Annotated in this window: 12 protein-coding genes; 4 read left to right on the top strand and 8 right to left on the bottom strand. The window is 61.3% G+C overall.

What is annotated here, in order from left to right; translation table 11 throughout:
- Window positions 1–5: 5 nt before the first annotated feature.
- Both AC1RS8_RS15915 and AC1RS8_RS15910 read right to left on the bottom strand, forming a co-directional pair.
- Complete coding sequence (locus AC1RS8_RS15915) at window positions 6–440, bottom strand: DoxX family protein (protein WP_489339027.1); 435 nt, start codon at window positions 438–440, stop codon at window positions 6–8.
- Window positions 441–543: 103 nt separating this feature from the next.
- Complete coding sequence (locus AC1RS8_RS15910; RefSeq protein ID WP_057713801.1) at window positions 544–1965, bottom strand: MltF family protein; 1422 nt, start codon at window positions 1963–1965, stop codon at window positions 544–546.
- Between the two features lie 237 nt (window positions 1966–2202).
- Here AC1RS8_RS15910 and AC1RS8_RS15905 point away from each other — a divergent pair, with 237 nt between their 5' ends.
- From AC1RS8_RS15905 to AC1RS8_RS15895, 3 genes are all read left to right on the top strand, one after another.
- Window positions 2203–3009 carry a TatD family hydrolase gene (locus AC1RS8_RS15905; RefSeq protein WP_493163036.1) on the top strand — a complete coding sequence of 269 codons (807 nt, stop codon included), beginning with the start codon at window positions 2203–2205 and terminating at the stop codon, window positions 3007–3009.
- Between the two features lie 113 nt (window positions 3010–3122).
- Window positions 3123–4604: a methyl-accepting chemotaxis protein gene (locus tag AC1RS8_RS15900; protein WP_489339028.1), complete on the top strand. Its 1482-nt coding sequence runs from the start codon at window positions 3123–3125 to the stop codon at window positions 4602–4604.
- A 221-nt stretch (window positions 4605–4825) separates the two neighbouring features.
- Entirely contained in the window at window positions 4826–5191 is a 366-nt protein-coding gene (locus AC1RS8_RS15895; RefSeq protein WP_057713798.1) for a DUF962 domain-containing protein, read from the top strand.
- Here the strand turns inward: AC1RS8_RS15895 and AC1RS8_RS15890 are convergent, their stop codons facing one another.
- From AC1RS8_RS15890 to AC1RS8_RS15880, 3 genes are all read right to left on the bottom strand, one after another.
- Window positions 5192–5989 (bottom strand): acyl-CoA thioesterase, encoded by a 798-nt coding sequence (locus AC1RS8_RS15890; RefSeq protein WP_090457089.1) that lies wholly within the window; start codon window positions 5987–5989, stop codon window positions 5192–5194.
- Between the two features lie 231 nt (window positions 5990–6220).
- Window positions 6221–6979 carry a CHAD domain-containing protein gene (locus AC1RS8_RS15885; protein ID WP_223502445.1) on the bottom strand — a complete coding sequence of 253 codons (759 nt, stop codon included), beginning with the start codon at window positions 6977–6979 and terminating at the stop codon, window positions 6221–6223.
- Window positions 6980–7072: 93 nt separating this feature from the next.
- Window positions 7073–7351 (bottom strand): hypothetical protein, encoded by a 279-nt coding sequence (locus tag AC1RS8_RS15880; RefSeq protein WP_034150181.1) that lies wholly within the window; start codon window positions 7349–7351, stop codon window positions 7073–7075.
- A gap of 221 nt (window positions 7352–7572) precedes the next feature.
- Here AC1RS8_RS15880 and AC1RS8_RS15875 point away from each other — a divergent pair, with 221 nt between their 5' ends.
- Window positions 7573–8610 (top strand): patatin-like phospholipase family protein, encoded by a 1038-nt coding sequence (locus tag AC1RS8_RS15875; RefSeq protein WP_057713795.1) that lies wholly within the window; start codon window positions 7573–7575, stop codon window positions 8608–8610.
- 151 nt (window positions 8611–8761) lie between these two features.
- Here AC1RS8_RS15875 and AC1RS8_RS15870 read toward each other — a convergent pair whose 3' ends face one another.
- The 3 genes from AC1RS8_RS15870 to kdpC form a co-directional block, all read right to left on the bottom strand.
- The gene (locus tag AC1RS8_RS15870; protein ID WP_090457093.1) at window positions 8762–9460 is read right to left on the bottom strand and encodes a response regulator; all 699 of its coding nucleotides are present in this window, start codon (window positions 9458–9460) and stop codon (window positions 8762–8764) included.
- Window positions 9461–9508: 48 nt separating this feature from the next.
- A complete protein-coding gene (locus tag AC1RS8_RS15865) occupies window positions 9509–12160 on the bottom strand; it encodes a DUF4118 domain-containing protein (RefSeq protein ID WP_489339029.1) in 2652 nt (883 codons plus the stop codon).
- 129 nt (window positions 12161–12289) lie between these two features.
- Window positions 12290–12835 carry a potassium-transporting ATPase subunit KdpC gene (gene kdpC, locus AC1RS8_RS15860; RefSeq protein WP_340313544.1) on the bottom strand — a complete coding sequence of 182 codons (546 nt, stop codon included), beginning with the start codon at window positions 12833–12835 and terminating at the stop codon, window positions 12290–12292.
- Window positions 12836–12935 lie beyond the last annotated feature (100 nt).

The raw sequence follows: 12935 nt of genomic DNA, 5'->3' as shown, positions 1-12935 counted from the left end.
AGCGGTCAACCGGCGATGGCACGGTCCGCCGAGAGCTTGCCCGCACCTTCGATCAATACCGCGAGACTGCCACCGAGCAACGCCAGGGCGAACTCATAACCGTTGTTGGCCATGAACAGACCGTTGCTGATGTGCACCGAGAAAATCGCAACCAGCGACAGGAAGATCAGGCCCAGTGCGGCCGGGCGAACCAGCAAGCCGATGATCAGGGCCAGGCCGGCGAAGAATTCGGTGCCGCCCGCCAGTGCCGCCATCAGGTAACCCGGCGTCAGTCCGAGGCTTTCCATGTACTGCGCGGTTCCAGCCAGACCATAGCCACCGAATGCCCCGAAGAGTTTTTGCGAACCGTGAGCGGCGAAAATAATGCCGACCACGATGCGCAGAACGGTCAGGCCGTAGCCAGCGCGTGTAGACAGTACCTTATTGATCAGAGTGCTCATGCTGTTTCATTCCTTGTCAGTGTGTGTGGGTTGGCCGCTATATTAATCAGTAATTCACATACTAAAAGCGCAAAAAACCCGTCATAACAATCAGATTAATTGATCATTTGCGTGAGACAACCTTTTGCCCCTGGGGCTCCAACGACTCCCGCTCCCGGTCGAACGCCAAGTAATACTTGTTCACGCTATTAACATAACTGACAGGCCCCATACCCACTTGCTCCATGGCAATGCGTTCGACCTGGAAGAACCACTGGTTGGGATTCAAGCCTCGCCGACGGGCTTCGGCGCGCATGCCTTGCACCCGCTCCGGCCCGATGTTGTAGGCCGCCAGCACGAAGGCCATGCGTTCGCGCTCGTTGAGTTTCGGACTGGCAAAGAATTTGCGCCGGATCATCGCCAGGTACTTGGCCCCGGCCTGCACATTGCCATCAAGGTCCTGAATATTGTTGACCCCCACCCGCTGCGCCGCAGAAGGCGTGATCTGCATCAGACCGGTGGGGCCACCGCCACTGCGGGCGGCGGGTTGCAGGGATGACTCCTTGAAGGCCAGCGCCGCCAGGTTCAGCCAGTCCATGCCCTGGGCGTCGGCATGTTTCTGCAGCACCGGGCGAAGTTTTTCCAGGCGCTGTCGGTCCGCCTTGGCCAGTGGATAGTGCACTTGATAGAGACGACGATAGATCCGCAGGAACGCGGCGTCCTGATCCGATGGTTTTTTGTAGACGGTGAGGAAGCGATCAATGCTGGCCCGCAGCATCGAGGCATCACGGCGCACGAACCAGAATTCCTCTCCCGGATCACTGACGAGTACCTGTTTGTCGAAACGCAGCCTGGGCAGGATCTTGCCCCAGCGTTCGGCGATCGGTTGCTCGACGATGGTCAGGTGGAAGATCCCGCCCTGCACCATCTCCAGTACATCCTCGACGGCAAGGCTCGGATCGACCCATTCGATCGTGACCGGTGGCAGTTTGTGCAAGGCGAGCTTTTGATTGATCTGGCTGACGGCATCCCCGGCGGCGCTGCCTGCGGGTAATGCCAGGGTCTTGCCGGAAAGCTGTTCAAGCCTGGTGTAGCGGCGTTCGCCCTTGATGCCCACCAGGACCAACGGGATGTTGCTGGCAATCGGCTCACTGGTGCTGACGGCGAAGCCGGGTTGCAGCTCGAGCAACTCGCCTGGCGCCACCAGATCGCCCTCCCCCCGCTGCAATGCGCCAAGCAGTTGATCCTTGGCCTTGGGAATGATCTTGAGGGTGATTTCCTGACCGTCACGGGCGTGGCCGTTGAGGTATTGCTCGAACGCTCTCAGGCGATGGTACTCGACCCCGATCGCCTGCCCCTGGACTTCACCGGAACTGTTGCGGCTCTGGTTGACCAACACCCGCAGCACACGACTGCTGCGTATTTCCGCAAGATCGCGCACCTTGCTCGCCGGTACCGCTTGCAACGGCCCGGGCAGACGCGCGACCGCCGTCATCGGCAGTAGCAGCGAACAACACAGCAGTAGCAAAACCGAGGGACGAATCATCCACTCTCCGGAAAGAATATGAGGCCCGCTTCAATGACCAAAACCATCAAGCGCGGCGACAAAAACAGAGCGCCCAAGGCGCTGGCAACGTGCGAAAGACTGGCACAATGATGGCAAAACTACCAACCAGGCCTGGTCCGCGGCTCAAGAGACAGCGTTAACCCGTTGTAGTTCTTGGTTTTTCTTATAAATCCACGGCTCTGATATGCTTTCCGGCCTTTGGGCCGAGGTAGCACCATGCAACTCATCGATATCGGCGTCAACCTGACCAACGCCAGTTTTGCCGACAAACACCAAGCCGTACTTGACCGCGCCTACGCGGCCGGCGTGTGCCAACTGGTGCTGACCGGCACCAGTGTCGAGGGCAGTGAACAGGCCCTTGAGCTGTGCCAGCAACTGGACGAAAGCGCCCAGCGCCTGTTCGCCACCGCCGGTATTCACCCTCACTGCGCCAGCGACTGGAACGCCGACAGCGCCCGACGTTTGCGCAGCTTGCTCCTGGAGCCGAATGTAGTGGCCGTGGGCGAATGCGGGCTGGATTTCAACCGTGATTTCTCGCCGCGCCCGCAACAGGAGAAGGTCCTCGAAGAACACCTGGCCATGGCCGTCGAATTGCAGCTGCCGGTTTTTCTGCACGAACGCGACGCCAGCCAGCGCCTGCTGGAAATCCTGCGCGACTTCCGCGACCGACTGCCGGCCGCCGTAGTGCACTGCTTCACTGGAGAGCAGAAGGCACTGTTCAGCTATCTCGACCTGGACTTGCACATCGGCATTACCGGCTGGATCTGCGACGAGCGCCGGGGCACGCATTTGCACCCACTGGTCAAGGAGATCAAGCGCGGACGCCTGATGCTCGAAAGCGATGCACCGTATCTGCTGCCGCGCAGCCTGCGCCCCAAGCCGAAAAACGGGCGAAACGAGCCGGCGTACCTGACCGAAGTACTGCGCGAAGTGGCACTGCATCGCGGGGAAAGCCTGGAAGATCTGGCAGCGCATACCACCGCGTGCGCGCGGGCGTTTTATGGTCTGCCATTGATCTCCTGATTGCCATAAATCCCACAGGTTTGAAGTTGATCTGCATCAAGAGTCAGTCACCTGTATAGCGGCACAATGATGGCGTCTTGCCAAAACTGTTTTCGCTATCAGAGAAGACCTCCATGGGTGCCTGGCTTAGCAATATCTCGCTGAAATACAAATTCTGGGCGGTCAACGCCGTCGCTTTCGTCACCACCCTGTTGCTGGTGCTGTACGCGGTGCAACTCGAACAGCAGGCCCGCAGTCGCGCCGCCCAGGCTTCGGCCCAGGCTCAAGCGCGATTGCTCGAAGCCTGGCCCGCCGGGCAAACGTTGCCCCACGCCGACAACTTCCTTGCGTTCAGCCGAGGACAGGCACCCACGCTCAATGAGCAACCCGTGCAAGAACTGGCCGACGCCAATGGCTGGGTCGAGATCAACGTGATGCCGCTGTTCGGTGACAATCCGCTGATGGGTGCCGAAGTGTTTACCCGTGCCGACGGCCAGCGGGTCGCCGTGATTGCCCATGGTCCGAGCCTGAGCCAGGTGTTCAACGAGCGTTTTGCCAACTACGCGGTGGCGGTGTTCATCCTGATGCTGGCAATGCTCGGTGCATCGCAGTTATTGATCCGCTTCCTGCTCAGCCAGCTCAACACCTTGAAAGACGTCATGTTGCACGTGGAGAAAACCGGCGACCTGTCGGCCCGCGTGCCATTGGCCTGCAGCGACGAAGTCGGACAAATGGCCAACGCCTTCAACGCCATGCAGGCCGGTTATCAACGGGTGGTCAACACCGTCGCCAGCACCGCCCGGCAACTGGACGTCGGCGCCGCACGGCTGGCGGCCAGCATGAATGAAGTGCGCCACGGCATGCTGGGCCAGCAAAGCGAAACCGATCAGGCCGCCACAGCGATCAATGAAATGACCGCCACGGTCTATCACATCGCTCAACACGCGGGTGCCACCCGTGACCTTTCGCAATCGGCCGATACCCTGGCCGGCAGCGGGCAGGCGGTTGTGACACGGGTGCAGCGGTCGATTGCCGGACTGTCCACCGGCGTCCAGCAGACTGCCGAGATGATTCAACGCCTGGCCGAGGACAGCCAGAAAATCAACGGCGTGGTCAACGTGATTCACAGCATCGCCGAGCAGACCAACCTGTTGGCGCTCAACGCCGCCATCGAAGCGGCCCGGGCCGGCGAAATGGGTCGCGGTTTCGCGGTAGTCGCCGATGAAGTACGCAACCTCGCCAAACGCGTGCAGGCCTCCACGGATGAGATCACCCTCATGGTCTCGGCGTTGCAGGCCGGCACACGGGACGCCGTGGATTTCATGCAAGAGAGCTCGTTCAAGGCCGACGACTGCGTACAACAGGCGCAAGAGGCCGGCGCGGCATTGGCCGAGATCACCGGAGCGGTGGCGCAGATGCGTGAAAGCAACACGCAGATCGCGGTGGCGGCCGAGCAGCAGAGCCAGGTGGCGGAGGAAATGAACCGGGCGGTGGTGAGCATCCGTGACGTGACCGAGAACACGGTGCATCAGACGGTGACGTCGGCGACCACCAGCAATGAGCTGGCGGCATTGGCCGGTGAGTTGAGCAAGGCGATAGGTCAACTGAAACTTTGAGAGCCTCTTCGCGGGCAAGCCCGCTCCCACAGGTGACCGCGTTCTTTCATTGGAGTACGGTCAAAATGTGGGAGCGGGCTTGCTCGCGAAGGCTTCAGAACTGGCACCATCTATTCCAGTCATGGCACCTATCAAGCCAATAGCCAGCCTTGATTCGCCGCCAGCATTTACCGGGCCTATCCTTCAATCATGTAGTTCAACATGGATCGAGGATCAGCATCATGGGCAAACGTCACCCCAACCTACCCGCCTGGCAATGGCGAGCGTACCCGAACAATCATCAGCACCCGACCAATCTGGTGCTGCACCTGATCGCGGTGCCGCTGTTCATCGTGGCATTTCTGCTGATTGTGACCGGGGTGTTCAGCCTGAGCCTGGCAAATATCGCCATCGGCGTAATCGGTGTGATTGCGGCGCTGGCCTTGCAACGCCACGGCCACAACCTGGAGACCCAAGCCTCCGAACCCTTCAGTGATCGCAAGGATGCGGTATCACGCCTGTTGGTCGAGCAGTTCCTGACGTTTCCACGGTTCTTCCTCAGCGGCGGCTGGTGGCGCGCCTGGCGTGAGCGCCACCGCCGTCACTGATCAGGCGAACACAGTCACGGTCTGCCGGCTCATGGCGATCAACCGACCATCCGCGCTCCACATTTTTGCGGCGGCATGCCCGTAGCCGTCGGCGGCGTATTCGGTTTCGACGAGGTATTTGCACCAGTCCAGGGTGTTCAGTTCCAGCAGCGGCTGCACGAATTCGATGGTCCAGGTCAGCGTGCTGCCCATCGCCGGCTTCTTCAAAAACGGCATCAGGGCCGGCGGCCAGGCGTCCACCAGCGCCAGGATATGCGCCTCGCCGATAGCCTCTTCCTTTACGTCGCCGCGCAAACGTACCCAGCCACCCATTTGCCGGGATGTGCTACCGCTGAACGGCAGCCCGCCGACACTCCAGCGCATCGCCAGATGCCGCATGAACTCCGGGATGACGCCTTCGACGAAAGGCAATTCCTGGCATTCGTCCCAGTGCTTCATTTCAGGTGCCGGTTCAGCGGCCACCGCCACTTCCGAAGGTCGCGAGGCGCCGAAGCTGCCCTGAATCAACGTCACCACCTGGCCCTTCTGCATCACCCGGCCCAGCACTTGGCTGACGGCCTTGCCTTCGCGCAGCACCTCGACGTCAAAACTGACCGGCACCTCGGGCTCAACCGGGCCGACAAAGGTGATTGCCAACGAACGCACCGGTCGATCCGCCGGAACCCGGGCGCGCATGGCTTCGTACTGCAAAGCGGCCACCAGGCCACCGAAACTGGCTCGCCCCTGGGCCCATGAGGCCGGGATAGACAGCTCCATCGGCTGGCTGCGGACAGCGTTGAGCAGTTCGGAAAAACGCATGAAAACCTCTGGGAATGGAAAAAGATGAAGGGATCTTAACCATCTGGCGACGTTGATACATCGCCTATTCCGGCCAAATTGACTGACAGATAAGTCGCACAAGGCTCGTGCCGGACATATGACCTGCAGGAGCGAGCCTGCTCGCGATAGCGCCCGGACAGCCAACATCAATGTTGAATGTCACGACCTCATCGCGAGCAAGCTCGCTCCCACAAAGGATCTCGAGTGGTCTCAGGATTTGAAACAGGCCTTGCTGAATTTTTCCAGAACGCGGTCCGCTCGGGTTTCGGCCTCGGCCATGGTGGCTTCCCATACGGCAACACAGGGTTGCAAATCCGCTTCCCGTTCAGCCATCGCCAGCCATTGCACGCAATCGTGCCAGTCACCCAGCGCACCCTGGGCCGATTTCAGCCGGGGCATGGCCGCTTTCGGCAAACGGTCCAGCTCTGGATAAGCGTCGATGCCATAGCGCACGCGCTTGATCAGCAGGCGCAGCCGATGACGGTCGTGGGTCGGATCATGCAGTGCCTCGTCGAGTTTTTTCCATTGCTTGCCCAGGCGTTTTTCGATGCGCTTGCGCAGGCCCTTGAGCAATCCCTGGCGCTGGGCGGCACGCAGAAAACGCGGAAACGCATCGAGGACGATCAACATTTGCGCGAGTTCGGGACTGGTCGCCACGGCCGGGTAAGCCTCGGCCATTTGCGCCATGCGCCACTGTGCGGCTTGGGGTTGATGGTGCTGGAGCAGGTACGCCGCCAGCACTTCGCGATCACGCAATGGTGTGGTCAGATCGCCCACCCGGGAGGCCGCCGCTTCCAGTTGTTCGACGCCGGGCAACCCGCGCAAGGGTCGCAACAGGCTGCGTAACCGTCGCATGGTTGTACGCAGATCATGTAACGCTTCAGGGTCTGTACGCTCTTTCAAGCGGGCCTGACAGGCCAGCAGACGAACTTCCAGGCCCAGAACCCGAGCCACCAACCGATCGATCATGGGGGTTTACTCCGTAAACAGCGCCAGGTTGCAAGCTCCAGGCTGAAAGCTCGAAGGCTCTTGCAGCTTAGAGCTTGTCACCGCTTTTTGCTTTTAACGCCCTGCACGCGATTCACGAATATAGAAACGAGCCTTCTCGGCTTTTTTGGTGCAGCCTTCGAACCCCTCGAATTGCTGCTGGGTCTTGGCTGCGGTCAACAGCGACAGGGCCTTGGAGTAGCTGACGGTCCCGGCGAAACCTTCGGCTTTGGCCAGGTCCAGTTCATGCCATGCCGCATCCAGGTTACTACCGCAGCTGTCGCGATAAGCGGTTTTGCCGGCACAACCGGCCAGCGCCAGGGCAATCAATGGCACGCAGATCCAGGCTTTCATCACTCACTCCTCAAGAATAGGTCAACAGTCATGCAGGTAAGACGTTGTGGCACCTGAAAAGTGCCGTTGGTCCGCTGTGCAAACTATAGCGCCGACGAGAATAACCATGTGCCGCCATGGAGTGTCGAAAATACGACGCGATTGTCCCCTCGAACGACCATGGCGATTGAAGCAAGGCCCTCGATGGGTGCATTGTTGAATCATTCAAACGAGGGCGATCCATGAAAAAGCGTGTCGCACTGGTATTGGGCTCGGGTGGAGCCCGGGGTTATGCACATATCGGGGTCATTGAAGAGATCGAACGGCGCGGCTATGACATTGCCTGTATCGCCGGATGCTCCATGGGCGCGGTGGTGGGCGGGATCTACGCCGCCGGCAAACTCAATGACTACCGCGACTGGATCGAGAGCCTGGATTATCTCGACGTGTTGCGTCTGGTGGACGTCAGTTTTCGTCTGGGGGCGATCCGTGGCGAGAAAGTCTTCGGACAGATCCGCAAGATCGTCGGCGAGATCAACATCGAAGATTTGCGCATCCCCTACACCGCGGTTGCCACCGACCTGACCAACCAGCAGGAAATCTGGTTCCAGGAAGGTTGCCTGCATCAGGCCATGCGCGCCTCGGCAGCGATTCCCAGCCTGTTTACCCCGGTGATGCAAGGCAACCGCATGCTGGTGGACGGCGGCATTCTCAACCCGCTGCCGATCGTGCCGGTGGTGTCCAGCCATTGCGATTTGATCATCGCGGTCAACCTCAACGCCACCAACCAGCGCCACTATCAATTACCGGTCATCCAGCGTCCCGCCGCCTTCAAGACCCGCTTCGACAGCCTGATCAACTCCGTCGGCTCGAAGTTGCCGTTCCGGCGCAAACAAGCCGAGCAATTGTTGATTCTGGAACAGGAAGCCTTGAAGGCCGAAGGTGCGGAGCTCAACCCGTGGATCGAATCCGCCGAGCCCCAGGCGCAGCAACCCGCGGCCGCTCCGGAAACCAGTGGCGCCCCCCGCTCCGCCACCGGTTCGTTCATCATCGACAACGTCGGGCCGGCGTCCTTGCTGGATTTGATCAACCAGAGTTTCGAGGTGATGCAGACGTCACTGGCGCAGTACAAGATTGCCGGGTATCCGCCGGACATCCTGATCAATGTGCCCAAGCGCGTGTGTCGGTTTTTCGAGTTCTACAAGGCGCCGGAGTTGATCGCGCTGGGACGGGAGATTGCGCGGGATACGCTGGACCGGTATGAGAATGAGCAGAACTGAACGTCTGAAAATTCTCGATTGAATGCAAGGGCCTCATCGCGAGCAAGCTCGCTCCCACAGGAGTTTCGGGCAGACACACATTTTGTGAACACCAAAGATTTACTGTGGGAGCGAGCTTGCTCGCGATGACTTCAGACCAGGCAACGAAGATCTAAAGGCTGCCTTCACTCAACAACCGATACCCCACCCCAGCCTCGGTCACGATGAACCGTGGTCGGGTCGGGTCATCCGCCAGTTTCTGGCGCAAATGCCCGACCACGATGCGCAGGTAGTGAGTGTCTTCGGTATGGGTCGGCCCCCAGATGTCCTTGAGCAATTGCTGCTGGGTGATCACCCGCCCGGGATGCCGCGCCAGTTGCGCCAGCACGGCGTACTCCTTGCGAGTCAGTGCGACTTCGACATCGTCGAGCAGCACCCGGCGATACGCCAGGTCGACCGTCAACGGACCGAAGTTCAGCTCCGCTTGTTGCACCTCGCCTGCGGGCGCCTGGCGCAATAACGCACGGATCCGCGCCAGGAACTCCTGAATGCCGAATGGCTTGGTCACATAGTCATTGGCGCCGCCATCCAGGGCCTCGACTTTCTGCCCTTCACCGGCGCGCACGGAGAGCACCAGTACCGGCACCGTCGACCATTCGCGAAAATCGCGCAATACCTGTTGGCCGTCCATGTCCGGCAAGCCGAGATCGAGTACCAGCAAGTCCGGTTTGTTCAACGCAGCTTGCGCCAATCCTTCACTTCCGGTGCCCGCCTCCAGCACTTTGTAGCCCTGGGAAGCGAGGCTGATGCGCAGGAATTTGCGGATCTGCGGTTCGTCGTCAATGACCAAAATGGTCGCGGTCTGGCTCATGAATTCACATCAACACAAAGAAGTGGCAAGAGAGTAGCGCAAGCGCGATCAGGCTTCACTTTCGTATCCCGGCTGAGCCTGTAGCGGCAGGTGCAACGTGATGCAGGTGCCGCGCCCCTCGATGCCGTCGGCAACGCTGATACGCCCGCCATGGGCACCGACCATGCCCTGACAAATTGCCAGCCCCAGCCCCGTACCCTGCCCGCCGCGATCACCCCGCGCCGCGGTATAGAACATGTCGAAAATCTTCGCCCGATCCTCCTCCGGAATCCCCGGGCCCTCGTCGCTGACCGAGAAAAACAGCTCACTGTCATCAGCCCCTGCGCACAATTGCAAACGCCCGTGGGGTGGCGAAAACCGCGCGGCGTTTTCCATCACGTTGATCAGTGCCTGTTCGATCAGTGCGGCATGCACGAACAGCAACGGTAACTCGGCCGGCACGTCGGTGCTGACCTGCAACGGCGCAAGGACTGTCCGCAGACGGTTGAGCGCACTGCCGACGATGTCTGCCGGCGATACCCAGTCCCGCGCCAGCTTCAGGGTACCGTGGCCGAGCCGGGTCATGTCGAGCAGGTTTTGAATGTACCGGTCGAGGCGCTCGGCTTCATCACGGGTGCCTTCGAGCAGTTCACGTCGATCCTCCAGCGGGATCGCTTCACCCAGGGCCAGCAGGCTATCGATACTGCCGCGCATGGATGTCAACGGTGTGCGTAAATCGTGGGACACCGAAGCCAGCAAGGCGCTGCGCAGTTGCTCGGTTTCGCCGTGCAGCCGCGCCGCTTCCAGATCATCGGCCAGTTGCGCCCGGGCCAGCGCCTGAGCCAGCGGTTGGGTCAGCGCGGTCAACAAGCGTCGGCGTTGGCCGCTCAGGGCCTGGCCTTCCCTGGCGCACACGCCGAGCAACGCCAGCGGGCCGTCTTCCACCGATAACGGCCACCACCACCAGCGGCCGAACGGCAAGGTGCCGGTGCCCGCACCCGCGGGTTGATCGTGCTGCCAGGCCCAATCGGCGGCGGCGCGCTCAGCTTCGGTGAACTCCAGCGGGCCACCGGTTTCGACTTTCCAGCCGTTTTGCCCGTCGCGATTGAGCAGGCACAGTTGCACGTCGCTCCAACCGTTGAGGTGCTGGGCAGCCGCGCTGACCACGGCCTGGCGGTCGGTGGCGGCGGTCAGTTTGCGTGACAGGTCGAGCAGTTCGGTGGTCTCTTCCTGGGTATCGCGCAGTGCCTGCAATTGCCTGCGCTGGCGCGCCGCGAGGTTGCCGGTGAGGGCCGCCATCAGCAGGAAAAACAGCAAGGTCAGCACGTCTTCTTCGCGCTGGATGCTGAAAGAGAAATTCGGCGGAATGAACAGGAAGTCATAGGTCAGGAACGACAGCGCCGCACAGGCCAGCGCCGGCCCGAGACTGCTGCGCACCGCCACCAGCAATACCGCCGCAAGGAACACCAGGGAGATGTTCGGTAGTGGCAGTACGCTCGCCACGGCCCAGGCCAGAGCGCTGGCCAGAATCGTCGCCACCACGGCCAATGCGTAGTCGAACCAGACCAGTGAATGCATCGACCGCCGATGGGGTTGATGCGGTTGGTGATCGCTGTCGAGAACGTTGATTTCCAGCCCGCGCGCATTACGCAGCAGACGCGCCGCCAGCCCGCCACCGAACAGACGTCGGCGCAAACGCGGCCGGGACTGGCCCACCAGCACCAGGCTGGCGCGGCGTTCGGCGGCATGCTGGATCAAGGTTTTCGCCACTTCACCGGCGCGCAGCAACACCACTTCGCCGCCCAGGCGCTCGGCCAGTTGCTGGGCGCTTTGCAGGCGCAGGCGGGACTGCTCGTCACGCACGCTGCCGTTGTCCACGTGCACCAGGCTCCAGGGCAGGTGCCGCCGCTGGGCCACGCGACTGGCATGACGCACCAGGCGCTCGGCCTGGGCATCGCCGTCGACCCCTACCAGCAAACGCCCGCGCACGGCCGGCGCCGCTTGCCCCAACTGACGATACCCTTGGGCCAGATCGTTATCGACTTGAGCCGCCGCGGTTTGCATCGCCAGTTCGCGCAGGGCCGTCAGGTTGGTCTGGGAAAAGAACGCATCGATGGCCGCCCGCGCCTGCTCCGGCACATAGACCTTGCCATCGCGCAATCGCTCGAGCAGCTCCCGTGGTGGCAAGTCGATCAGCAGCAGTTCATAAGCTTCCTGCAATACCCAGTCCGGCAGGGTTTCGCGGACCTGCACACCGGTGATGCCGCGCACCTGATCGTTGAGGCTTTCCAGATGCTGGACGTTGACCGTGGTGTACACATCGATGCCGGCGGCGAGCAGTTCCTGAATGTCCTGCCAGCGTTTTTCGTGACGACTGCCGGGTGCGTTGGTGTGCGCCAGTTCGTCGACCAGCACCAGCTTGGGTTTGGCGAGGAGCAGACCGTCGAGGTCCATTTCTTCGAGCAACACGCCACGGTACTCGGAGCGTACCAACGGCTGCTGCGACAAGCCGCCGAGCAGGGCTTCGGTTTCGGCCCGGCCGTGGGTTTCGACGACGCCGGCAATGACTTTCACCCCTTGGCGCAACTGGGTGTGGGCCGCTTGCAGCATGGCGTAGGTCTTGCCGACACCCGGCGCGGCACCGAGAAACACTTTGAGCCGGCCACGGCCATCGCGGGGCAGGTCTGCTAACAGCGCGTCGGCGCGGCCGGAGTTGCTCATGCTTGGGGTCTCTTTTTACCTGGATTGATGTAGTGACTGTTCTGCAGTCTTCGCGAGCAAGCCCGCTCCCACAGGTGTACGCACTCCAATGTGAGAGCGGGCTTGCCCGCGATTGGCAGCGCCGCTGATTTACAGTTTTTCCAGCGCCCGATTCAACTCAAGCACATTCACCACCGGCGGGCCTACCAATGGCTGCTCGATGTGGGCGTCCAGCAGTTGTTGCAGGGTCGCTACCGGCAGATTGCGCGCCGTCGCGACACGCGCCAGTTGATAGGCAATCGCCGCCGGTGGCAAGTGCGGATCGAGACCGCTGCCGGACGTAGTGACCAGCGCCAATGGCACCGGTCCCTGGCCTGGCACCAGCAGTTTGCTGGCATCGTCGATCACCCGCATCGCCAGCGCCGGGTTGCTCGGCGACAGGTTGCTGGCACTGCTCGACACGGTGGCAAAGGCACCGGCCGAAGGACGCGGGTGGAACCAGGCGTCGCCAACGAAATCCTGAGCGATCAGAGAGGACCCGCGGACCTTGCCCTCGGCATCCCGCACCAGGCTGCCGTTGGCCTGATCCGGGAACGCGACCTGGGCCACGCCGGTGACCACCAGTGGATAAGCGACGCCGGTGATCAGCGTCATCAGGACCAGCAGGCTCAGGGCCGGGCGTATCAATGTGGACATTTGAAAATCCTCGAATTCACAGGAAAAACCTGTAGGAGCGAGCTTGCTCGCGATGGATCTGAAGGCGCCGCGCTTTGTCAGAAAGGGCGCGTTATCGTTA

Source organism: Pseudomonas sp. GW821-FHT12A04, assembly GCF_058807755.1.
The sequence above is the reverse complement of the archived record's forward strand: the minus strand, read 5'-3'. Positions and strand labels throughout refer to the sequence as shown.

Bases quoted from the DNA above. Each gene is read 5' to 3' on its own strand.
- kdpC (WP_340313544.1), bottom strand. From the start codon at position 12,835: ATGTCCACATTGATACGCCCGGCCCTGAGCCTGCTGGTCCTGATGACG.
- AC1RS8_RS15890 (WP_090457089.1), bottom strand. From the start codon at position 5,989: ATGCGTTTTTCCGAACTGCTCAACGCTGTCCGCAGCCAGCCGATGGAG.
- AC1RS8_RS15905 (WP_493163036.1), top strand. From the start codon at position 2,203: ATGCAACTCATCGATATCGGCGTCAACCTGACCAACGCCAGTTTTGCC.
- AC1RS8_RS15870 (WP_090457093.1), bottom strand. From the start codon at position 9,460: ATGAGCCAGACCGCGACCATTTTGGTCATTGACGACGAACCGCAGATC.
- AC1RS8_RS15910 (WP_057713801.1), bottom strand. From the start codon at position 1,965: ATGATTCGTCCCTCGGTTTTGCTACTGCTGTGTTGTTCGCTGCTACTG.
- AC1RS8_RS15885 (WP_223502445.1), bottom strand. From the start codon at position 6,979: ATGATCGATCGGTTGGTGGCTCGGGTTCTGGGCCTGGAAGTTCGTCTG.
- AC1RS8_RS15900 (WP_489339028.1), top strand. From the start codon at position 3,123: ATGGGTGCCTGGCTTAGCAATATCTCGCTGAAATACAAATTCTGGGCG.
- AC1RS8_RS15865 (WP_489339029.1), bottom strand. From the start codon at position 12,160: ATGAGCAACTCCGGCCGCGCCGACGCGCTGTTAGCAGACCTGCCCCGC.
- AC1RS8_RS15880 (WP_034150181.1), bottom strand. From the start codon at position 7,351: ATGAAAGCCTGGATCTGCGTGCCATTGATTGCCCTGGCGCTGGCCGGT.
- AC1RS8_RS15875 (WP_057713795.1), top strand. From the start codon at position 7,573: ATGAAAAAGCGTGTCGCACTGGTATTGGGCTCGGGTGGAGCCCGGGGT.
- AC1RS8_RS15895 (WP_057713798.1), top strand. From the start codon at position 4,826: ATGGGCAAACGTCACCCCAACCTACCCGCCTGGCAATGGCGAGCGTAC.
- AC1RS8_RS15915 (WP_489339027.1), bottom strand. From the start codon at position 440: ATGAGCACTCTGATCAATAAGGTACTGTCTACACGCGCTGGCTACGGC.